18 protein-coding genes and 1 riboswitch are annotated in these 20,023 nt (G+C 59.8%); of the genes, 10 read left to right on the top strand and 8 right to left on the bottom strand.

The features are described 5' to 3' along the window. Window positions 1-42 precede the first annotated feature (42 nt). The 3 genes from nosP to otnI all read left to right on the top strand — a co-directional run bounded on the left by nosP (window position 43) and on the right by otnI (window position 4,498). Window positions 43-1,323: a nitric oxide-sensing protein NosP gene (nosP, locus tag QPL96_RS04260; protein ID WP_303285784.1), complete on the top strand. Its 1,281-nt coding sequence runs from the start codon at window positions 43-45 to the stop codon at window positions 1,321-1,323. Beyond that, window positions 1,301-3,562 carry a PAS domain-containing hybrid sensor histidine kinase/response regulator gene (locus QPL96_RS04255; RefSeq protein ID WP_303286135.1) on the top strand — a complete coding sequence of 754 codons (2,262 nt, stop codon included), beginning with the start codon at window positions 1,301-1,303 and terminating at the stop codon, window positions 3,560-3,562. The genes nosP and QPL96_RS04255 overlap by 23 nt, the downstream gene beginning before the upstream one ends. Window positions 3,563-3,703: 141 nt before the next feature. Then, complete coding sequence (gene otnI / locus QPL96_RS04250) at window positions 3,704-4,498, top strand: 2-oxo-tetronate isomerase (protein ID WP_303285783.1); 795 nt, start codon at window positions 3,704-3,706, stop codon at window positions 4,496-4,498. 49 nt (window positions 4,499-4,547) lie between these two features. On the opposite strand, the gene QPL96_RS04245 is transcribed toward otnI, so the two are convergent. Continuing rightward, entirely contained in the window at window positions 4,548-5,225 is a 678-nt protein-coding gene (locus tag QPL96_RS04245) for a response regulator transcription factor (RefSeq protein ID WP_303286133.1), read from the bottom strand. A gap of 367 nt (window positions 5,226-5,592) precedes the next feature. Here QPL96_RS04245 and QPL96_RS04240 point away from each other — a divergent pair, with 367 nt between their 5' ends. From QPL96_RS04240 to QPL96_RS04230, 3 genes are read left to right on the top strand one after another with little or no spacing between them, the layout of a single operon-like run. Next, window positions 5,593-6,516 carry an ABC transporter substrate-binding protein gene (locus tag QPL96_RS04240; RefSeq protein WP_303286131.1) on the top strand — a complete coding sequence of 308 codons (924 nt, stop codon included), beginning with the start codon at window positions 5,593-5,595 and terminating at the stop codon, window positions 6,514-6,516. After that, window positions 6,513-7,289, top strand: coding sequence for an ABC transporter permease (locus QPL96_RS04235; protein WP_303285782.1), 777 nt, complete (start codon window positions 6,513-6,515; stop codon window positions 7,287-7,289). Before QPL96_RS04240 ends, QPL96_RS04235 begins: the two co-directional genes overlap by 4 nt. Further along, window positions 7,282-7,953, top strand: coding sequence for an ATP-binding cassette domain-containing protein (locus QPL96_RS04230; protein WP_303285781.1), 672 nt, complete (start codon window positions 7,282-7,284; stop codon window positions 7,951-7,953). Before QPL96_RS04235 ends, QPL96_RS04230 begins: the two co-directional genes overlap by 8 nt. 133 nt (window positions 7,954-8,086) lie before the next feature. On the opposite strand, the gene QPL96_RS04225 is transcribed toward QPL96_RS04230, so the two are convergent. The 4 genes from QPL96_RS04225 to QPL96_RS04210 all read right to left on the bottom strand — a co-directional run bounded on the left by QPL96_RS04225 (window position 8,087) and on the right by QPL96_RS04210 (window position 11,816). Then, a complete protein-coding gene (locus tag QPL96_RS04225) occupies window positions 8,087-8,890 on the bottom strand; it encodes an ABC transporter permease (RefSeq protein ID WP_303285780.1) in 804 nt (267 codons plus the stop codon). 2 nt (window positions 8,891-8,892) lie between these two features. Then, a complete protein-coding gene (locus QPL96_RS04220; protein WP_303285779.1) occupies window positions 8,893-9,615 on the bottom strand; it encodes an ABC transporter ATP-binding protein in 723 nt (240 codons plus the stop codon). 7 nt (window positions 9,616-9,622) lie between these two features. Then, on the bottom strand, window positions 9,623-10,564 hold the full coding sequence (locus QPL96_RS04215; RefSeq protein ID WP_303286129.1) for a YVTN family beta-propeller repeat protein: 942 nt from the start codon (window positions 10,562-10,564) through the stop codon (window positions 9,623-9,625). Between the two features lie 76 nt (window positions 10,565-10,640). Continuing rightward, window positions 10,641-11,816, bottom strand: a complete 1,176-nt coding sequence (locus QPL96_RS04210; RefSeq protein WP_303285778.1) for an ABC transporter substrate-binding protein — start codon at window positions 11,814-11,816, stop codon at window positions 10,641-10,643. 265 nt (window positions 11,817-12,081) lie between these two features. Between QPL96_RS04210 and pedF the strand changes: the two genes are divergently transcribed. The 3 genes from pedF (at window position 12,082) to QPL96_RS04195 (ending at window position 15,518) form a co-directional block, all read left to right on the top strand. Further along, window positions 12,082-12,510, top strand: a complete 429-nt coding sequence (gene pedF / locus QPL96_RS04205; RefSeq protein WP_303285777.1) for a cytochrome c-550 PedF — start codon at window positions 12,082-12,084, stop codon at window positions 12,508-12,510. A 75-nt stretch (window positions 12,511-12,585) separates the two neighbouring features. After that, window positions 12,586-13,542, top strand: coding sequence for an ABC transporter substrate-binding protein (locus QPL96_RS04200; RefSeq protein WP_303285775.1), 957 nt, complete (start codon window positions 12,586-12,588; stop codon window positions 13,540-13,542). 200 nt (window positions 13,543-13,742) lie between these two features. Further along, complete coding sequence (locus QPL96_RS04195) at window positions 13,743-15,518, top strand: PQQ-dependent methanol/ethanol family dehydrogenase (protein ID WP_303285774.1); 1,776 nt, start codon at window positions 13,743-13,745, stop codon at window positions 15,516-15,518. Between the two features lie 72 nt (window positions 15,519-15,590). On the opposite strand, the gene QPL96_RS04190 is transcribed toward QPL96_RS04195, so the two are convergent. Next, window positions 15,591-16,376: an ABC transporter ATP-binding protein gene (locus QPL96_RS04190; RefSeq protein WP_303285772.1), complete on the bottom strand. Its 786-nt coding sequence runs from the start codon at window positions 16,374-16,376 to the stop codon at window positions 15,591-15,593. After that, entirely contained in the window at window positions 16,376-17,191 is an 816-nt protein-coding gene (locus QPL96_RS04185; protein ID WP_303285771.1) for an ABC transporter permease, read from the bottom strand. Before QPL96_RS04185 ends, QPL96_RS04190 begins: the two co-directional genes overlap by 1 nt. A 66-nt stretch (window positions 17,192-17,257) precedes the next feature. Beyond that, window positions 17,258-17,371, bottom strand: a riboswitch (guanidine-I (ykkC/yxkD leader). A gap of 384 nt (window positions 17,372-17,755) precedes the next feature. Between QPL96_RS04185 and QPL96_RS04180 the strand changes: the two genes are divergently transcribed. Then, complete coding sequence (locus QPL96_RS04180) at window positions 17,756-18,655, top strand: bifunctional transcriptional activator/DNA repair enzyme AdaA (protein ID WP_303285769.1); 900 nt, start codon at window positions 17,756-17,758, stop codon at window positions 18,653-18,655. 264 nt (window positions 18,656-18,919) lie between these two features. On the opposite strand, the gene QPL96_RS04175 is transcribed toward QPL96_RS04180, so the two are convergent. After that, entirely contained in the window at window positions 18,920-19,987 is a 1,068-nt protein-coding gene (locus QPL96_RS04175) for a putative urea ABC transporter substrate-binding protein (RefSeq protein WP_303285767.1), read from the bottom strand. Window positions 19,988-20,023: the final 36 nt, after the last annotated feature.

Genomic DNA, 20,023 nt, shown 5'->3' with positions numbered 1-20,023 from the left:
CGGCAGCGCCACCAGGCATTGATTCAGGAGGCATTTTAATCAATGGCTTACGAATATTTTGGCGCACCCATTAAAAGCACTGAAGTCGCATTGGCTGCGTTTGCGGATGCCGTAGAATCGGTGGAAAGTCATCCGTTTCCGGGATCCGCGTTTATGAAGCCAGCGACGACCCTGCCCGCGGTCCGGGTGGCGAGCTCCAGTGTTCGCGATCCGATACTGGCCGCCACCAATCTTGCCAGTCAGCTCAACCACGAACACCTGGGTTGTGTGCTGTTTTTCTGTTCCGCGGAATACGATCTTAGCCGTCTTGGCAGCGCCTTCAAGCATGCCTTTCAGAACGTGCGTGTGTGTGGGTGTACCTCCGCCGGCGAGATCACGCCGGAGGGCTATGGCCGGGGATGTATTGCCGCCATTGGCTTCGACAATCGCTACTTTGCCATTGACTGCGCGCTGATCCGGGAGCTGGATCGGTTTACCTTGCAGGACGCCCAGGGCGTGATCGACGGACTGTTGTCCACGTGTCGAGACGCGAAGCTGGCGCCGGTCAAGGGCAATACCTTTGCGATAACCCTTCTCGACGGTCTTTCCAGCCGGGAAGAACTGGTTCTGGCCACCCTCAATGCCGCGTTGGGCACCATTCCCCAGTTCGGCGGTTCTGCCGGCGACGATGAGCGCCTGGCCAACACCCATGTGTTTTATGATGGCCAGTTCCACACCGGTGCCGCCACCGTTTTGCTGGTGAACACCCCCCTGGATTTCCGCGTATTTTCCACTCACCACATGGTTGAGCGCAGTGAGAAACTGGTTGTTACCCATGCCTGCGCGGAAAGCCGGACCGTTTACGAACTCAATGCCGAGCCTGCCGCCGATGCCTACGCCCGAGCCGTGGGTGTGGAGGTCGATGCCCTGGACCGCAAGGTTTTCGCCCTTCGGCCCATGGGGGTGAAGATCGGCGGGCATTACTTTGTCCGCTCGGTGCAGCGGGTGAATCCGGACAAGAGCCTGACCTTCTACTGTGCGGTGGAAACCGGCATCGTGATGACCGCCATGGAGCCGGAATCCCTGCTGGACAGTGTGCGCACCCAGATTGAGGCCTCCGAGCGAGTGGTGGGACCGCCGCTGGTGACCATTGGCTGTGATTGCTTCCTGCGGCGACTTGAAGCGGAGCTGACCGGGGAAGTGGAGGCGGTCTCGGAATTCCTGCGCCATCACAAGGTGATCGGCTTCAACACCTATGGCGAGCAGTTTGATGGCATGCACATCAACCAGACCTTTACGGGGGTGGTCATTGGCCAGCCTGATGTCCGTTCCGGGCAAGACTGACCTTCCCGTCGAGGATGAACGGGACCGGCGAATCGCCGAGCTTGAGGCAGAGAATGGGCGCCTCGGGCGGATTCGTGACGCCCTGATCGTTCGGGTTGAGTCCGGTTTAGCCCACAAGCCGGAGCCCTATGCGGCCTTCGAGCACTCGGTTGTGCTTGCCGAGCAGGTGCGGGAACGCACCGAGGCGCTGAACCAGGCCATGGAGGAACTGAAGGGCAGCAACAAGGCCCTGAATCGGGCCCGGGAAGAAGCCGAAACCACCCGCCAACGCCTCAGTGATGCCATCGAAAGCATCGCCGATGGGTTTGTCCTGTTTGATAACCAGCACCGCCTGATCCAGAGCAACAGCCGGTTCCGAAGCTATTGGCGCCAGGCCGGTGTCGAGGTGCCTGAGGCGGGCACAAGCATCAACGAAGTCAAGGAACAGGCTGTCGCTTCCGGACTGGTTGTCGAAGAACACGGTCATCCGGATTCCGAAGGCGTGGTGTTTTTGCTCTCCAACGGTCGCTGGGTTCAGATGACCGAGAGACCCACCCGGGAAGGCGGGCTGGTGGTGCTGTACTCCGACATCACCGACGTCAAGAACAGTGAGATGGCACGGCGGATCAAGGCGCTGGAGGAAAGCGAGCGCTGGATCCGCGTGGTCACCGACCATGTGCCAGCACTGATTGCCTACGTTGGCGCTGATATGACCATCCAGTTCTGCAACAAGGTCTATGAAGCCTGGTATGGCCGGGCAGGCGAGTCACCCCTGGGCAAGCGCCTGGATCATGTGCATACGCCAACGTTGTATCAGCGCCTGCTGCCCCACATTCTGGAGGTTATGGACGGCCACAACGTGACCTTTGAATTCGAAGAAGCCGGAGAACAGGACGAGGTGCGCTACATGCTCCGCTCCTATGTGCCCAATTTCGACGAGCAGGGCGATATCATCGGCTTCTTTGTGTTGATCCGGGATATTACCGACCGCCGCAAGACTGCGCTGGCCCTGGAGCAGGCTTACGACAACCTGGAGCGTCGGGTGAAAGAACGCACCGCCGCTCTGACCGGTCTGAACAGCCAGTTGCGCCAGGAAATCACTGAGCGGTCGGCGGTGGAGGCCCGGCTTCGCGATGCCAAACTGGAGGCGGAGCGGGCCAATCTCTCTAAAACCAAGTTCCTGGCCGCGGTCAGCCACGATTTACTGCAGCCCCTGAACGCCGCCCGACTGTTTACCAGTGCGCTGCTGGAGCAGTCATTCGGGCCCAAGGCCGAAGGATTGGTACGTTCAGTGAGTACATCGCTGGACGACGTTGAAAACCTTCTGGGTACGCTCGTGGACATTTCCAAGTTGGATGCTGGCGTCATCACGCCGGATGTGACAGCCTTTGATCTCCGGGATCTGCTAAACAACATCGCCCGGGAATTCCGGCAAATGGCCATGGCCGAGGGCCTGCGGCTGGATTTTGTTGCCAGCTCCGCCACCGTGGAATCCGATTCCCAGCTGTTGGCACGGATTCTCAGGAATTTTCTGACCAACGCCATTCGTTACACCGGTAATGGCCGAATTCTCCTGGGCTGCCGCCGGCGCAGGGATCATATCCTGCTGCAGGTCTGGGATACCGGCCCGGGTATCCCGGACGATAAGCTCACCGAGATTTTCCAGGAATTCAAACGCATCCGGCCAGCAGGCTCACAGCCCGACAAGGGGCTGGGTCTTGGCTTGGCCATCGTGGACAAGATCTCCCGGATGCTCGGTCATGAGGTGACGGTAGCGTCCATCGAAGGCAAGGGTTCGGTGTTCAGCGTCAAGGTTCCCCTTGGCCGACTGCCGCCTACGCGACCAGAGCCGGATCAGAACCGCACGGTATCGCTCGACAGCGGTCTGGGTGGCGCCCGGATCTGGGTGATCGACAATGACCAGTCCATCTGTCAGGGCATGAAAACCCTGCTTGAAGGCTGGGACTGCCAGGTGGTCACGGCGGTATCCCTGGAAGATCTGGAGCGCCAGCTCGATCCGGCAAGTAGCCCGGTGGACCTGATCCTGGCGGACTACCACCTGGACAACGATGAGAACGGCGTGGACGCGGTGGCGGAGATTAACGGCCTGCGCCGTTGTCCGGCGCCGGTGGTGATGATTACCGCCAACTATACCAACGAGCTCAAACAGCACATCCGGGAGCTGGGTCATTTGCTGATGAACAAGCCGGTGAAGCCCCTGAAGCTGCGCAGTGCGCTGAGTCATCTGCTGGGAAACTGAAAATGGGGTCAGATCAAAATGGGGTCAGATGAAAAGTTCATCTGACCCCATTTTGATCTGACCCCATTTTGATCCGCCCGAGCAAAGCGTTACCATCGAGGCGCGTTTGCCGCGCGACTGAGCAGAAAACGAGGATTGATCATGATCAGACTGGCCGCGAACCTCAGCATGCTTTTTCAGGAGCATGATTTTCCTGACCGCTTCAGGGCGGCAGCCGACGCTGGCTTTAACGGGGTTGAATACCTGTTCCCGTACGCCTATGCCCCGGAAGAGCTTGCCCACCTGCTGAAAGACGCACAGCTTGAGCAGGTGCTGTTCAATCTGCCTCCGGGCGATTGGGAGGCTGGAGAGCGGGGGCTGGCGAGTTTGCCGGGCCGGGAGGCGGACTTTCGCCAATCGGTGTACGAGGCAGTGCGATATGCCGATGTCCTGAACTGCCCGCGTATCCACGCCATGGCTGGCCTGACTCCCCAGGGTGCGGACCGCGACACTCTGGAAGCGCATCGAGCCACCTATCTGGAAAACCTCCGTTTTGCCACCCGGGAGGCGGCAAAAGCAGGACTGGACCTGCTCATCGAGCCGATCAACCATCGTGATATGCCGGGTTATTTCCTGTCGCGGCAGGCGGAAGCCATGGCGGTGATCAAGGCCGTCGGTGCCGATAATTTGCGTCTCCAGTTTGATATCTATCACTGCCAGATCATGGAGGGCGACCTTATTCGCCATCTGGAACGGCAGTTTCATCATATTGGTCACGTGCAAATCGCGGGTGTTCCCGAGCGCCATGAACCGGATACCGGAGAAGTTTGTTATCCCAATGTTCTTTCGCGATTGGAGGCTCTTGGCTACCGGGACTGGGTTGGCTGTGAGTACCGGCCGGCTGCCGATACCCGGGCGGGCCTGGCGTGGATGCGGTCATGGTCGAGCCGGAACTGATCCGCCTGCTCAATGTATAGCGCAGATTCTGCTAGTCACCGCTTATTGGTCAGCGCTTCAGATACTGACTGAAATCGACATCACTGGCGGAAAGAATCGCCTGAACCCGGTTATGCACGCCAAGCTTGCGCAGAATGGCCGAGACATGGGCCTTCACCGTGGTTTCGGCGATGTTCAGGTTGTAGGCGATCTGCTTGTTGGACTCTCCCTTGGACATGCGTTCCAGCACCAGCAACTGCCGGCGGGTGAGGGAGTTCAGCAGTTCCGGCGATATCGGGTTGTCTTCATGCCGGCTGCGGCGGTTACTGCTTTCCTTGCCGGTGCGGATGATGTCGGAGGGCAGATACACATTGCCGTTCAGGATCTGCTGGAGGGCTTCGGTCATCTGGGCCCGGGGAGAGGACTTGGTAATGAACCCGCAGGCGCCGTAGGTTATGGCCTGCAACACCACCTGTTTGTCTTCTTCCGCGGAGACAATCACCACCGGAATAGTGGGCGCTTCATTACGTAGCGTGATCAGGCCGGTCAACCCGTGCATGCCGGGCATGTTCAGGTCCAGCAGGATCAGGTCCAGGTCGTCATTTTCACGGGTGATTTCCAGGGCACTGTCCAGATCAGCGGTTTCGATGATCTCGCTGCCCGCAAAGCCGGAAGCAATCACGCTGCTGATGGCTTCGCGGAAGAGCGGGTGGTCGTCGGCAATCAGGATCTTGTAAGCCGGCTCCATGGATGTCTCTACCTGTTTGTTGTCATTGCCGGGGTTGGCTTCCGCATCATGATAGCGGTTTTCGGAAGAGAGTGTGGCATCGAGCTCGTCCAACATGGCGGCCTCCTGTGCAGGGGATCGACGGAGTCGGTGCCGATCCTCTGGTTATTATTGTGATGATTTCATTACACGCGATCTTCGTCCCGGGTTGAATGCGACCATCGCACCAAAAAACAGGCACCAAAGTACTATTCTTGCCCGGCTGCGGGGTTCGTATCGTGGAGGGATGAATCAACAGCCAACAATAAAGTCAGTTCTTCAATCCTTTCCGACTGCGGCCCGTTTTGTCCGGGTGGTCATCGCCGCGCTATTGCTTCTGTCCTTACTGATGAGTCCCGCCCATGGCAGTGACGGTGACCCTGAAGAGCTGCCGGTGCTGTCTGTCAGTGTCCTGCAGTTTGGCACCGCGCACTGGGAACTGGACCATATCCTTCACCGGGGGCTGGACCGCGAGAACGGCTACCAGCTCAAGCTGAAGCTCGTTGCCAATCTACCGGCTTCCCACCTGGCGGTCACCAGCCAGTCGGTGAACGGCGCGGTGGCCGACCTGCTGTGGGCGCAGTCCCGGTTCCAGGCCGGCACGCCCTATCTCTATGTGCCGTTCTCTTCCCGGATTGGCGACATTGTGGTTGCCGGCGACTCTGCTATCGGTTCGGTGGCCGACCTGGCCGGCAAACGCATCGGCGTGGCTGGCGGGCCGGACAGCAAAGGCTGGATACTGTTGCAGAACGTGGCCGCGCTCCAAGGGATCAACCTGGCACAATCCACCGAGGTCCAGTTCGCCGCCCCACCCCTGCTGAGCCAGGCCCTGAAGCGCGGCCAGGTGGATGCGATCGTCACCTACTGGCATTTTTCGGCCCGCCTGAAGGGAGAGGGCGGCTGGCGCTCCGCGTTCGGTATGGCCGACCTGCTCATCGCCATGAATCTGGACCGGAACCTCCCGGTTTTGGGCTATGTGTTCCCGGCGGGCTGGGCTGAAAACCAGGGGCCGTTGCTGGATCGCTTCGCCGGGTCCCTGCAGCAGGCAAAAGCCGAACTGGCGGCGGACAAATCCCACTGGCAGCGGTTGCGGCCCCTGATGGGCAGCCCGCAAGAGGGCGTTTTCACGGCACTGCGCAAAGGTTTTGTCGCCGGCACGCCCGCGCCTCTCACGGACCAGCGAATTACTGACCTATATCGGTTGCTGGCGCTCACCGGGGCGGACCCAGGCAACCTGATGCCGTCGGAGCTGTTCTACCGGAGACAACCGTGAACACCCGCTCCGGCCGCCCGCCGGCCTGGAGTTACTGGGTGGTTCTGCCTTCGTTTGTCCTGCTCTGGGCATGGATTGCCTGGTTTATCCAGTCTCCACTCCTGCCCACGCCCCTGGATGTGCTCGACACCCTGATAAGGGAGTCCACCTCCGGCGAACTCTGGCACCATCTGGGTGCGACCCTTGGGCGTGTCCTGGTGGCCTTTGTTCTCGCCATGCTTCTTGGCACCGCCATCGGCATCGTGATGGGCCGGTCACGAACCACCAACGCCCTGTTCGATCCCCTGCTGGTGTTGATGCTGAACCTGCCAGCGCTGGTCACCATCATCCTGATGTACGTCTGGTTCGGCCTGGTGGAAGTGGCCGCCGTGATGGCCGTAGTCATCAACAAGGTCCCCAACGTCGCCGTCACCGTCCGGGAAGGGGCTCGCAGTCTGGATTATCGCCTTGAAGAAATGGCCACCGTCTACAACTTCACCCGCTGGCAGCGATTTCGCGAAGTCTGGGTGCCGCAACTGTTTCCCTACCTGATGGCCGCCACCCGCGGTGGCCTGGCCCTGATCTGGAAAATCGTCCTGGTGGTCGAACTGCTCGGCCGTTCCAGCGGCGTTGGCTTCCAGCTGTACATGGCCTTCCAGGTCTTCGACGTTGCCGCCATCCTTGCCTACAGCCTTGCGTTTATTGCCGTGGTTCAGCTCATCGAGCTGGCCATCCTCCAGCCCCTGGAACGCCGTTCAAGCCGTTGGCGCCAGCCGGGGGCTGCCCATGCTTGAACTCAGAATCGCCGGCCGGGATTTCGACCAGCCTGTGCTGGGCGAAGTGTTCGCCACCATAGAACGAGGTGACCGCATCTGTCTGCTGGGGCCTTCCGGTATTGGCAAGACCACGTTGCTGAACGCCATTGCGGGCCTCGACAGATCGATACCGGACGATGCGGTCATCGGACGCGACAGGCTCAGGGTGGGTTACCTGTTCCAGGAACACCGCCTGCTGCCGTGGCGAACCCTGAATACCAACCTCCGTCTGGTCGGTGCAACCGGGCAGGAAGCCGAAAATTTGCTAAGCCAGGTTGGTCTCTCCGGTTACGGTCACTACTTGCCGGATCAGCTTTCTCTTGGCATGGCCAGGAGGGCTGCCCTGGCACGTTGCCTGGCGGTGATGCCGGACTTGCTGTTACTGGACGAACCCTTTGCGTCACTGGACCCGGTAATGGCGGGCGAGCTGAAAACACTGATCGCCGGCATTCTGGATGCTCACCCGGAAATGGCGATGATCTGTGTTACCCACGATGGTGGTGACGCCGAGATATTGGCAAACCGACTTTGGTACCTGGACGGCAAACCGGCGCGGTTGCAGTGGGATGATGCAGTGGGTGAGCCAGGATTGGTTGATGGGGTTCTTGGGAAGCTTCGCAGCCTCGATCCAACTGGCTCCTGAATCAGTGCAAGTCAGCTGTCGGCCAGGGCTTTCCAAAACACGCTCCTTGCGGCACATCCATGTGACGCTTGGGCTTCGCCATCCCTGGCTCCGCACAGTTTTGGAAAGCCCTGGCCGACAGCTGCCCCAGACACTATGAGGGTTTTCCGTCCAGAATTTTCGTGCGTTGCGGGCGAAAACCTGCTGTAGCCAGTAGCGCAAGAATGATAGTGACACCCGCCGTAATCCCATAAGCCATCGGATTCCACTCCAGGTACAGCGAGAAGCGGATCGCCTCCACCGCATGGGTAAACGGGTTGAACTGGCTGATCCAGTACAGCCAGGGGCTGGCCTCATTCATCCGCCAGAGCGGATACAGGGCCGATGACAGGAAGAACATCGGGAAAATGACAAAATTCATCACCCCGGCAAAGTTTTCCAACTGCTTGATCCAGGTGGCAATCAGTAACCCCATGGCCCCCAGCATAAGACTGGCCAGCACCAGCGCCGGCAACACCGCAAGATACCCCCACAACGGCGGCTCCACGTCCACCAGCAGTGCCAGCAGCAGGAACACATAAACCTGCCCGACCGACACCACCCCCATCGCCAGCAGCTTGGTCACCAGCAAAAATGGCCGGGGCAGCGGGCTCATCAGCAACACCCGCATGCTGCCCAGCTCCCGGTCATACACCATGGATAACGCCCCCTGCATGCTGTTGAACAGGATGATCATGCCGCACAGGCCGGGGGCGATGTAGGTCTGGTAGGTGATGTAGGTCTGGTAGGGCGGGATGATGGAAATCCCCAGTACCGCCCGGAAGCCCGCGGCAAACACCACCAGCCACAGCAGCGGGCGCACCAGGGCACTGGCAAACCGGGTGCGCTGCTGCCAGAACCGCAGCCACTCGCGAGTCTGTATGCCGACAAAACAGTGCCAGTAATGGGCAGCTTTCATGGTTATCCGGCTCCGGTCAGGGAATGGAAGGTTTCCGCCAGATCCCGGGTGCCTTGGGCCCGGCAGATGGCGTGTCCGGTACCGTCGGCCAGCAACTGGCCCTGGTGCAGGATCAGCACCCGGTCGTCCTCGCGAACCTCCTCAATCAGGTGCGTGGCCCAGAGCACGGTCAGGCCGTCCTCGTCACAAAGGGTGCGCACGTGCTCATTCAGTGCCTTGCGGCTGGCCACGTCCAGACCCACGGTCGGTTCATCCAGCAACAGAAGAGAGGGTTCATGGAGTAGCGCCCGGGCAATCTCCACCCGCCGGCGGTGACCGCCATTGAGCTGGCGGACGGCATCGTTGGCCCGGTCCAGCAACCCGAAGCGCGCCAGTTCCCGGTCGCCCCGCGCCCGGGCTTCCTTGCGGGACAGTCCGTGCAAGGCGGCGTGGTACTGCAGGTTCTGGCGCACGGTCAGGTCCAGGTCCAGGGCGTTCTGCTGGAACACCACCCCGATCTTGCGCATGGCCTCGGCCGGCTGCTTTTTCAGGGACTGGCCGGCCAGCAGGATATCCCCCTGCTGCAACGCCAGTAGTCGGGTCAAAAGGCCGAACAGGGTGGACTTGCCAGCGCCGTTGGGCCCGAGCAGGGCATGGAAACGGCCCGAGGTCAGCGCGAAGCTGACCTCTTTGAGCACCGGCTTGTCGCCGTAGCGAAAGCTGAGGTTGCGGGCTTCTATAGTCATGAGTTCGTCATGAAGTCGGATCGATCACCACGCCCCAGGGGTAGCGGCCCACCTTGATGGATTTGATCACCTTCAGGTCCTCCACGTCGATCACCGACACGTCACCTGAGACACCGTTGGTGGTGTAAAGGTGCTTCTCGTCCTTGTCCAGATCCAGTTGCCATACCCGGCTGCCCACCAGCAGGTAGTCCAGTACTTCATAGGTCCTGGCATCCACCACGGCCACATGGTTGGCAGGGCCGAGGGCGACGAAGGCGTATTTGCCATCGGAGGTCAGTTCGATGCCCACCGGCTGCACCCGGTCCTGGTTAACCCCAGGCACCCTGAAGGATAGCTCATGGATCTGTTTCAGGTTGTCGACATCGATAATATGCACGGTGCCGCCAATCTCTGCCGAGGCCCAGGCAATCTTGCTGTCCCTGCTGAACTCCACGTGGCGGGGGCGCTGGCCCACCACGATGTTCTTTTCGATCTCGAAGGTCTCGGTGTTGATCCAGTGCAGCATGCTGGTGGTTTCGGAGGTGTTGACCGCCCACTTGCCGTCCGGGCTCACCGCCATGCCTTCCGGTTCCACGCCTACATCAATCTGGGCCAGGATCTCTTTGGAGTTGACGTCCAGGACAGTGACGATGGCGTCGTCTTCGTTGGCAATGTAAAGGTGCCTGTTGTTTGGATGTAGGGCGATCTGCTCGGGATCCTCTCCGGAAGGCAGGGTATCGATGATCTTGCGGGTTGCCAGGTCCAGCACCTGCACGGTGTCGTCGTCGCTGGCGCAGATGTACAGCCTGGTGTAGTCCCTGGACAGGAGGATGCCCCGGGGCCGGGCGCCCACCCTGATGGTGTCGACGACTTCCATGGACTCGGTATCAATGACCGAGAGGGTGTTGTCCTTTTCATTGGATACGTAGGCCAGGCTGGCCAGTGCTGCCGGTGTCGAGAGGGCGATCATGGCGGCCAGGGCGGTGTGTCGGAACAGGGATGTCACGGTGTAACTCCTTCTTGTTTTCGGGAGGCCGCCAAAGCGGTCAGCCGTTGATTCGGCACTCGCTCTCGGGCTTGTCGAAGCCGAGCGTGTCCATGGTGGTGGTTGGGTGCAGGAAACTCTCGAACGGGGCTCGTGCTACCAGTCCGCGGGGGTGCACCAGCGGGATTGGCTGGCGTAGCTGGCCGTTCCAGTCACGATAGGTGAGCTTTCGGCCTTTGAAGGCAGCCAGTTGGAAGTTGTCGCTGAACAGGAAGTTGCGGATCTCGGCGGGGTTCGCACTGTCAAGATCCGTTACCGCTGTGCCAATGGAGCGAACGGCGGCCCAGGCGGCATAATCCTCGCTGTTCATGTCACGGCCGGCGAGTTCCCTGAACCGATTCTGCAACTGCGCGGCCCCCCAGCTTTCCACCACCCGGTGCCAGGTCACCGGCATCATGCCCTGGGTGCCCACCACCGGTCTTGGCAACCAGGTGTTAAACGGCACGTATTCACCGAAATCACCCCGCACATCCGCCACTACCACGGCATCGTAGTCATCGCCCCGGGTAAACAGCGGCAGTTCCCTGGAGGCGGTGCGGCGAAGGTCGGCGTCAAAGGTCCAGGGCTTGTCTTCAACAATCTCCAGGCCAAAGCGTCTGGCGGAGCGGCGGAAGGCATCCGCCCAGCCTTTGTCGGCCCCGGTGGGGCCGGTAATCAGGAATACTTCTTTCCAGCGTCGCTGGCTCAGCCACTGGCCCAGGGCGTCGGTCAGCATGGCGTAGGAAGGAATGGTGTGCAGGAGGTTGACGTGGCACTGAGCGGTGCGCAGGGCATCGTCGCTGGCACCGGCATTGAAAATCAGTGTGTTGTCACCGGCTTTTCCCACGATGGTGTTCAGGGTTTGGGCCGGCGCATTCACCACAAACAGCTCAATGCCGTTCTGGCGCATGGCACCAAAGGCTGCAACGGCAGTTTCTTCGGAATCGGCCACTTCACTCCAGAGCGAATAGCTCTGGCCCAGGAACTTGCCGGTGGTGCTGTTGTCGCCAATGGCCAGCTCGGCGCCCCGCAGACCCGCGTCTTCTGGCTCGGGGATCACGTTCGAGAGCACCGGTCCCTGGTCTGGAACCCACTGGATGTAACCAATTTTTATGTCGAGAGGCTCTGCCGACACGCCCGGGGACATGAGGCTGGCGGCCAGCAACCCTGTCAGAACTGCCAGGTGGCGAAACGGCATGAAGATACCCCATGTTTTTGTCGTCTTGCCTGTGAGCTTAGGGCAGGTAAGTGCGGGCGGGAATATTCTGAAAGTAGGAATCAGACAGTACCAAAGGAGGAGTTTTCCGGGCAGACACCTGCCGCCTACTACCAAGGAACTACGTCAAAAACGCCAAAGTGGCATTCGGATCGGGCGCGGGGGTTCCTAGACTGAAAGTCAGCGAGTTGGCTCCCGACAAATCCAATCGCCAACCATGGGGAATCCAATAACAGAGGTAGCACCAATGGCAACGTCCTTTTCACTGAAAGCATTGATGGCCTCGGCCATGCTTGGCCTGGCGGGTCTGGTCTTTGCACATGGCAATGTCACACCACAGGAAGTGGATACAGGCAACCTGCCGGAACTCGGTGACGAAGTAAGGACCGAGAATCCGTTCCGTGAGGGCAATGAATACGGCGAGTTCAATGCCCAGGCCGTTGAAATCGGCGAGAGTGCCTACGCAGGCAACTGCGCCGGCTGCCATGGTATCCGCGCCATGTCGGGTGGCCTGACACCGGATCTTCGCGAGCTCACCGAATGGGATGACGAGTACTTTATTGGCCGTGTTCGTAACGGAACTGCCCGGGGAATGCCCTCCTGGAAGAAAAGCCTCGACCAGAACGCCATGTGGGCCATTCGCAGCTATCTGGAATCGCTGCCGAAGCCGGAGTAATGGCGCCGCCTCCGTCTTATCCATGCCTGAACCCAGGCCGGCCCTGCGCCGGCCTGTTGTCGTTGGGAGATAACAATGAAACTACTGTCTGGAATTCTTGCTGTGCTGCTTCTCACACAGATTGCCCTGGCCCAGGAGGTTGACGACGGCGACAAGCTCCTGAACCGGCCGGCGCAGAGAACCTACGACATTATCCTTGAGTCCGGCTACCTGAAAGTGGGCGTCTACGAAAACTTCCCCCCCTATTCCTATGAAGTTGATGGCGAGCCCAGAGGGATTGATGTCGAGCTCGGGCGACGAATTGCCGGAGCAATGGGGGTCGAATTCAAAGTGCACTGGATCACTCCGGATGAAAATCTGGGGGACGACCTGCGGAACAATGTCTGGAAGGGTCATTACCTGGCCAAACAACGGCTGGCCGATGTCATGCTGCGGGTTCCTTACGATAAGGAGTATGCCTACATGCAGGATTCCACGGGTGAATACATCAACGAACAGGTGGTTCTGTTCGGTCCCTACCAGCGGGAAACCTGGCAGGTCGCCTTCAACCCGGAAAAACTGGATTCGGTGGAAACCATCGCTGTTTTCCAGTATCACCCGATCGGCGTTGAGATCGATACCCTTCCGGACTTCTACCTTTCCTCCGGACTGCGCGGGCGAATGCGTGAGCAGGTCCGGCATTACCCCAAGGTGCGTGATGCGTTCAGCGCCATGCGAGAGGGCGAGATCAGCGCCGTGATGGGCATGCGGGCTGAAATCGATCATGAGCTGGCCAGACCCGAAAACGCTGGTTTCAAAGCCGCGGGTAATGGTTTTCCCGGCATAGGCAAGCAGGCGTGGGATGTGGGTATGGCCATCAAACACACCCACCGGCAGTTGGGGTATGCCCTGGAAGCCATTGTCGACAAGCTGGTCAAGAGTGGCGAGCTGAACGAACTGTTTGCCAGCCAGCAACTGCGCTACAGCGTGCCCGATTACTACCGGGAGTTTCTGGACCGGCAGGCCATCGCCCGGGCCGAGGGTGAACTCTGATCTTGCAGCCTGTCAACTCCCCGGCGGGCGGTTTCTTTCAGGTAGTACGACCAAGTGATGAGAAAACCTGTTCCGGGGGGTAATTGCTGGTTTACCCGCCAAGGCGAAGAATCGTACCAGAGGCGGGAAAAGTTCCCGGTTCGCCCTGACCTGAAACGAACACAAAAGAACCGAAAACAAGAGACTTGGAGAGCGCAACCATGAGATCGAACAAGTTCGGGATTCGCATTGCCGCCAGCACCCTGGCGCTGGCGGTGTCGTACGGGGCCTACGCGGTCACCGACGAAGACATCATGAATGATCACAAAACGCCGGGCGACATTGTCAGTTACGGGATGGGCACCCAGGGCCAGCGCTTCAGCACCCTGGACGATCTGAACACCAGCAACATCCAGTATTTGCAGCCAGTATGGGCCTTCTCGTTCGGCAGCGAGAAAATGCGCGGCCAGGAATCGCAGCCGATGATCAAGGACGGCGTGATGTACGTAACCGCCTCCTATTCCCGTGTCTACGCCATCGACGCCAGGACCGGCGAGGAAATCTGGCAGTACGACGCCCGCCTGCCGGATGGCATCATGCCCTGTTGTGATGTGGTTAACCGGGGTGTCGCCCTGTATGGCGACAAGGTTATCTTCGGCACCCTGGATGCCAAACTCGTTGCCCTGAACAAGGACACCGGCAAGCCGATGTGGATCAAGAAGGTGGCGGATTACCAGGCCGGCTACGCCATTACCGCCGCTCCCATCGTGGTTAAGGGCAAACTGATCACCGGTGTTTCCGGCGGTGAGTTCGGTATTGTCGGCAAGGTGGAAGCCTATGACCCGAATACCGGTGATTTACTCTGGACTCGCCCGACCGTTGAAGGTCACATGGGCTATGTCTACAAGGATGGCAAGGCCATCGAGAACGGTATTTCCGGCGGCAAGGCTGGCGTAACCTGGCCGGGCGATATGTGGAAAAACGGCGGCGCGGCCACCTGGCTGGGCGGCACCTACGATCCGGACACCGACTCCCTGTTCTTCGGCACCGGCAACCCGGCTCCCTGGAACTCGCACCTGCGCCCGGGTGACAACCTGTTCTCGTCTTCCCGTCTGGCGATCAATCCGGATGACGGCAGTATCAAGTGGCACTTCCAGACCACGCCCCATGACGGCTGGGACTATGACGGTGTCAACGAGCTGATCTCCTTCGACTACCAGGAAAACGGCAAAACCGTGAAAGCGGCGGCAACCGCGGATCGTAACGGGTTCTTCTACGTGTTGAACCGTGAGAACGGCGATTTCATCCGTGGCTTCCCGTTTGTCGACAAGATCACCTGGGCGGAAGGCCTCGATCCGAAGACCGGTCGCCCGATCTTCAAAGAGGGAGGACGGCCCGGCGATCCTTCCGCCACGGAAGGAACCAAGGGTGAAGTCGTGGTTGCACAGCCCGCGTTCCTGGGCGGCAAGAACTGGATGCCCATGGCCTACAGCCAGGACACCGGCCTGTTCTATGTGCCGTCCAACGAGTGGTCCATGGACATCTGGAACGAACCTGTCTCTTACAAAAAGGGTGCGGCGTTCCTGGGTGCCGGCTTCACCATCAAACCGGCGAATGATGATTACATCGGCGTACTGCGCGCCATGGATCCGAAAACCGGCAAGGAAGTGTGGCGTTATCAGAACACCGCGCCTCTGTGGGGGGGTGTCATGACGACCGCGGGCAACCTGGTCTTCACCGGCACCCCGGAGGGCTATCTGAAGGCCTTTGATGCCAGGACTGGCGAGGAGCTGTATAAATTCAATACCGGCTCCGGTGTGGTCGGTACCCCGGTGACCTGGACCATGGACGGCGAGCAGTATGTCTCCGTGGCCTCCGGCTGGGGCGGTGCCGTTCCGCTGTGGGGCGGTGAAGTTGCCAGGGTGGTGAAGCACTTCAACCAGGGCGGTATGGTCTGGACCTTCAAGCTGCCAAAGGATCGCGTTGCCAGCAACTGATCCTCGAAAGCGCCGGTGTTCTGCCGGTCTGAAAGAGGCTGCCCACGGGCGGCCTCTTTTATGTTCACACGGTCAGGCCGCCTGATGCCGAGCGGTTTCGCTAACGGATTCGTTGATGTCGTCAAACAGTTTGCGGTCAGTCTGGCCGATCGGAAGATCATAGGTAATCGTGGCACCAAACGCCTGGGGATCGTGGGGGTCGTTGCGGATTTTGTCGAACACCAGCAGGCGAGTGCCCAGATAGAAGCCTTCCTGAAGATCGTGGGTGACCATGAAAATGGTGGTGCCGGTCTCCCGCCACAACCTCAGCAGCAGGTCGTGCATATCCCCGCGAATACCGGGGTCCAGGGCACCGAAGGGCTCATCCAGCAGCAGCACGCGAGGGCGCATAACCAGGGACTGGGCAATGGCCAGCCGCTGTTGCATGCCGCCAGAGAGTTGGTGAGGCCATTTGTCTGCCGAGGGCGTCAGGCCTACGGATTCCAGCATGGCATCCACGCATTCAAGAGCCTCACGCCGGGCGCTGCCAAAAAGCTTGCCCAGCCAGGGCTTCCGCTCCAGCTCCAGACCCAACAGTACGTTCTGGCGAACGGTCAGGTGCGGGAACACCGAGTAGCGCTGGAACACGATACCCCGGTTCCGGTCCGGCTCACCGGGAAAGGCCTCACCCTCCAGCAGCAGCTCGCCACGACTTGAAGTTTCCTGACCCAGCAGCATCTTCAGGAAAGTGGACTTACCGCAGCCGGACGCGCCTACGAGAGTGCAGAACTCGCCTTGTTTAACGGTCAGGTTGAGATTTTCCAGGACCACCTGGTCGCCATACTCCTTCCAAAGATTCCGGACAGTAATAAGGCTCATCAGTGGCCTCCTGCGTTATACCAAGGGAACAGCCTGCGATTGGTTAAGCGCAGACACTGATCAATAACAATGGCGAGAATAGTGATCCAGATGACATAGGGCAGGATCACATCCATGGCCAGATAGCGCCGCACCAGGAAGATCCGGTAACCGAGGCCTTCGGTAGACGCAATCGCCTCCGCCGCGATCAGGAACAGCCAGGCCGGGCCAAGGCTCAGGCGCACGGCGTCGATCAGGCGGGGCAATACCTGAGGCAGGGCCATCCGGGTGATCACCTGCCAGGAATTCGCGCCCAGGGTCTGGATCTTGATCCGCTGTTCGCCCGGCAGCTCCCGAACCCGCTGCGCCACATCCCGCATCATGATCGGCGCGGTGCCGATGACAATCAGCATGACTTTCGAGAGTTCTCCAAGGCCGAACACGATAAAAAGTATGGGCAGTATGGCCAGAGGCGGCACCATCGAAAGCGCCGAAACCAGCGGGGCGAGGTTGGCTCTGGCCAGAGGCAGAACACCATTGAGAATGCCCACCACCAGGGCCAGCGACGCGGCGATGCCGACGCCGACCGCCAGCCGTTCCAGGCTGGCGGTGGTGTCCTGCCACATCAGGTAGTCGCCACTGCGGCGGTCCGGCTTGAAGGCCATGCGGTCAACCGCAGCGGTCATCTGTTCCAGGCCAGGCAGCAGTTTGTCGTTGGGGTTTTCAGCCAGGCGCTCCTGGGAGGCCAGGCTGTAAATCAGCATGATCAGTAGGAAGGGCAGCAGGCCCAGCAGGGTGGCCGAGGCCCGTCCGGGATGGCGGTTGATCAGTCGCATAGGTTGTCTCCTCTGGTCACACAACACGGCAAGGTTATCGCGGGCAATAGCATCCCTCGCGATTCAGTCTCCCGGGCTTTTGTCCCGCCGTGTAACCTCCCAGAGGTCGGTAACTCTCGGACCAGCCATCCGGGTAGCTGTTGCGTGCCTGCCTGGACCGGAACCCTAGTCACCCATTTGTCTTTCGTGATCGCCGCTCTGCCTGAGATGTTGTGAACAGTGCTGTGAACGGATCGGGGTTTTGAAAACCGTCTGCGCTCAACAGTGCAGATGGCGTGCCAGATCCATCAAGCGGGCAATAACGGGGGAGGCGGGGGTGAATCTGGCAGCAAGTGTGCGCCAATATGGTGCAGGGCGGTTGGAGGTGCACTGTCATGAGCCTGCCCGCTCCAGCAGGGGCCAGCCTGAATGGGCGAGCTACCAGGTCCACGGGTCGTCCTGGGAGGCCGACCGTTATCTGATAGCTGTTCTGCCCCCCCAGGGCAGCAAGAAACGGATGGCAGCGACCGATGGATAACGGCATAGTGTGGGCGAGTGGAGAGACGGATAAACAGGACCTGAACCATGCCCAGATCACAGCGCCATCCGCTGCCCCCTGCTTCGGGAGAACCCGAAGCCGCAACCCCGGTTGCCGACCGGATGGTGGCCCTGGCCAGATACATCGAAGGCCGTCCCGATGAACCGCTCAGGCTGGCCGATCTTGCTGAGATTGCCGGGCTGTCTGCCTCCCATCTTCAACGGTTATTCAAGGAGACCTTCGGGTTATCGCCAAAGGCCTATCAGGATGCCCTCCGGATGCGTGCGTTCAAACAGGCGCTGCGAACTGGCCAAGCCGTCACCGATGCCATCTACAATGCTGGCTTTGGCTCGGTTAGCCGAGTGTATGGCGCGCCGGAGCGACAGCTCGGTATGCCGCCGTCGCGTTATGGGAAAGGCGGCGAAGGTGAAATGATCGCCTATGCCTGCCGGCAAACTGCACTTGGCCTGCTGATGATGGCCGCCACCGACAAGGGTGTGTGCTTTGCCGAATTTGGCGAGGATGAAGAGACCTTGCATGAGCAACTGCAGAAGGAATTCCCGAAAGCCCGCCTCGTCAACTCAAAGGCCAGTGAGTCTCCGGAACTGGACAGCTGGATGGGGGCTTTGGATGAACACCTTTGCAAAGACAAACCGCGCCCTGACGTGCCTCTCGATATTCGTGGCACTGCCTTCCAGACAAGAGTCTGGAAGCTGTTGTTAAGCGTTCGGGAAGGCGAAGTGGTGAGCTACACAGAACTGGCAAGGCGCCTTGGAGAACCCAAAGCGGTTCGCGCTGTGGCCTCCGCCTGCGGTCGCAACCGTATCGCCGTGCTGATCCCCTGCCACCGGGTATTGCGAAGCGACGGCTCCCTCGGCGGCTACCGTTGGGGCCTCAACCGCAAACAGCGGTTACTTCAGAAGGAACGTTCAGTTACGGCCGAGTAACACCCAGAATTGCCGTCGGTGGGTTCGGTTTTTTCAACAGAATCTCGAACAACTGCCGGTACTTCCGGTCATTGGCCAGTTGGTGTGGGAACGCCTTGCCAAAACTGTGCGGAGCCATGGATGGCGGAGCCCAAGCGTCACAGGGGTGTGCCGCAAGGAGCGTGTTTTGGCATGGCGTTCCCACACCAACCCACCCGCGACGTTTAAACAAAAACGGGCACGAATGTTCGTGCCCGTTTGTTCAACGATAACGATGCGGCTTATTCAGATTTCGCCGTCGGCAGCCATCTGCATATAGCTGTCGTTAAAGCGCAGTTTCACGTTGGCTTCGTCGCCCATGATTGAACCATCCGGAAACTCGATGCCCACGAAATCCGGGCTCATGGCGCCCTGGCCAAGCAGGCCCTTGTCGAAGGAGAACTGGCGAACGCTGTCCATGGCTTCACGGGTTTCATCGCTATTGATGAAGGCTACCGACATCTGCGGTTCCCAGAACATCTTCATGCCAGCCAGTTGCGCCTCATACCCGGCCCGATCTGTGCCAGACAGCTCGCCAAGGAATGCCCGGGCCTCCTCGCCCTCCGCAGAATCTGAAGCCAGAATGCTCATGGTTTCATACCAGGCGCCGACAAGGGCTTTGCCCAGTTTCGGGTTATCTTCCAGAGTCTCTGAGTTCACCAGAGTCAGGTCCTTGATGTGACCAGGAATCTGGCTGGAATCGAACAATTTGGTGGCGCCCGGGTAGGCTGCCACCTCCGCCAGTAGCGGGTTCCAGGTGGCGACATGACGAACATCGTCGGTCTGGAAGGCGGATACCAGGTCGGCATCGGAAATGTTCACCACGCTGATATCGCGCTCCTCCAGCCCAACCGTGTTCAACGCACGGACCAGGAGATAGTGGGAAACGGACAACTCCACCAGGTGCACGGTTTCGCCTTCAAGGTCCTCAATCGACTTGGTGTCCTTCGACACCAGACCATCGTTGCCGTTGGAATAGTCACCCACGATCAGGGCGGTGGTGTCCACGCCTGAGGCCGCCGGGATGGAGAGGCCGTCCATGCTGGTGGCCACCACGCCGTCAAACTGACCGGCGGTGTACTGGTTGATGGATTCGATGTAGTCGTTCACCTGCACGATATCCACCTCGATATCGTACTTGTCCGCCCACTTCTTCATGATTCCGTAGTCTTCGGCATACTGCCAGGGCACCCAGCCGGCGTAGATGGTCCAGGCAATGCTGAAGGAGTCCTTTTCCTCAGCGAGAGCCCCCATGGACAGGGAAGCGGTCAACACGCCGGCGGCCAGGCGTTTGCTCAGGTCAGTTGTTTTCATGGTGTCTCTCCTCGGGTCTTGCCCGTGTGTGCAGGT

Origin of the sequence: Marinobacter sp. SS8-8 (assembly GCF_030540945.1) — a bacterium.
Taxonomy (GTDB): domain Bacteria; phylum Pseudomonadota; class Gammaproteobacteria; order Pseudomonadales; family Oleiphilaceae; genus Marinobacter.
This window is presented reverse-complemented; position numbering and strand designations above follow the sequence as displayed.

Coding starts and splice junctions, on each gene's coding strand:
- QPL96_RS04215 (WP_303286129.1), bottom strand. CDS start 10,564: ATGATCGCCCTCTCGACACCGGCAGCACTGGCCAGCCTGGCCTACGTA.
- QPL96_RS04220 (WP_303285779.1), bottom strand. CDS start 9,615: ATGACTATAGAAGCCCGCAACCTCAGCTTTCGCTACGGCGACAAGCCG.
- QPL96_RS04175 (WP_303285767.1), bottom strand. CDS start 19,987: ATGAAAACAACTGACCTGAGCAAACGCCTGGCCGCCGGCGTGTTGACC.
- nosP (WP_303285784.1), top strand. CDS start 43: ATGGCTTACGAATATTTTGGCGCACCCATTAAAAGCACTGAAGTCGCA.
- QPL96_RS04180 (WP_303285769.1), top strand. CDS start 17,756: ATGCCCAGATCACAGCGCCATCCGCTGCCCCCTGCTTCGGGAGAACCC.
- QPL96_RS04245 (WP_303286133.1), bottom strand. CDS start 5,225: ATGGAGCCGGCTTACAAGATCCTGATTGCCGACGACCACCCGCTCTTC.
- QPL96_RS04190 (WP_303285772.1), bottom strand. CDS start 16,376: ATGAGCCTTATTACTGTCCGGAATCTTTGGAAGGAGTATGGCGACCAG.
- otnI (WP_303285783.1), top strand. CDS start 3,704: ATGATCAGACTGGCCGCGAACCTCAGCATGCTTTTTCAGGAGCATGAT.
- QPL96_RS04230 (WP_303285781.1), top strand. CDS start 7,282: ATGCTTGAACTCAGAATCGCCGGCCGGGATTTCGACCAGCCTGTGCTG.
- QPL96_RS04225 (WP_303285780.1), bottom strand. CDS start 8,890: ATGAAAGCTGCCCATTACTGGCACTGTTTTGTCGGCATACAGACTCGC.
- QPL96_RS04240 (WP_303286131.1), top strand. CDS start 5,593: ATGAGTCCCGCCCATGGCAGTGACGGTGACCCTGAAGAGCTGCCGGTG.
- pedF (WP_303285777.1), top strand. CDS start 12,082: ATGGCAACGTCCTTTTCACTGAAAGCATTGATGGCCTCGGCCATGCTT.
- QPL96_RS04195 (WP_303285774.1), top strand. CDS start 13,743: ATGAGATCGAACAAGTTCGGGATTCGCATTGCCGCCAGCACCCTGGCG.
- QPL96_RS04255 (WP_303286135.1), top strand. CDS start 1,301: ATGTCCGTTCCGGGCAAGACTGACCTTCCCGTCGAGGATGAACGGGAC.
- QPL96_RS04210 (WP_303285778.1), bottom strand. CDS start 11,816: ATGCCGTTTCGCCACCTGGCAGTTCTGACAGGGTTGCTGGCCGCCAGC.
- QPL96_RS04185 (WP_303285771.1), bottom strand. CDS start 17,191: ATGCGACTGATCAACCGCCATCCCGGACGGGCCTCGGCCACCCTGCTG.
- QPL96_RS04200 (WP_303285775.1), top strand. CDS start 12,586: ATGAAACTACTGTCTGGAATTCTTGCTGTGCTGCTTCTCACACAGATT.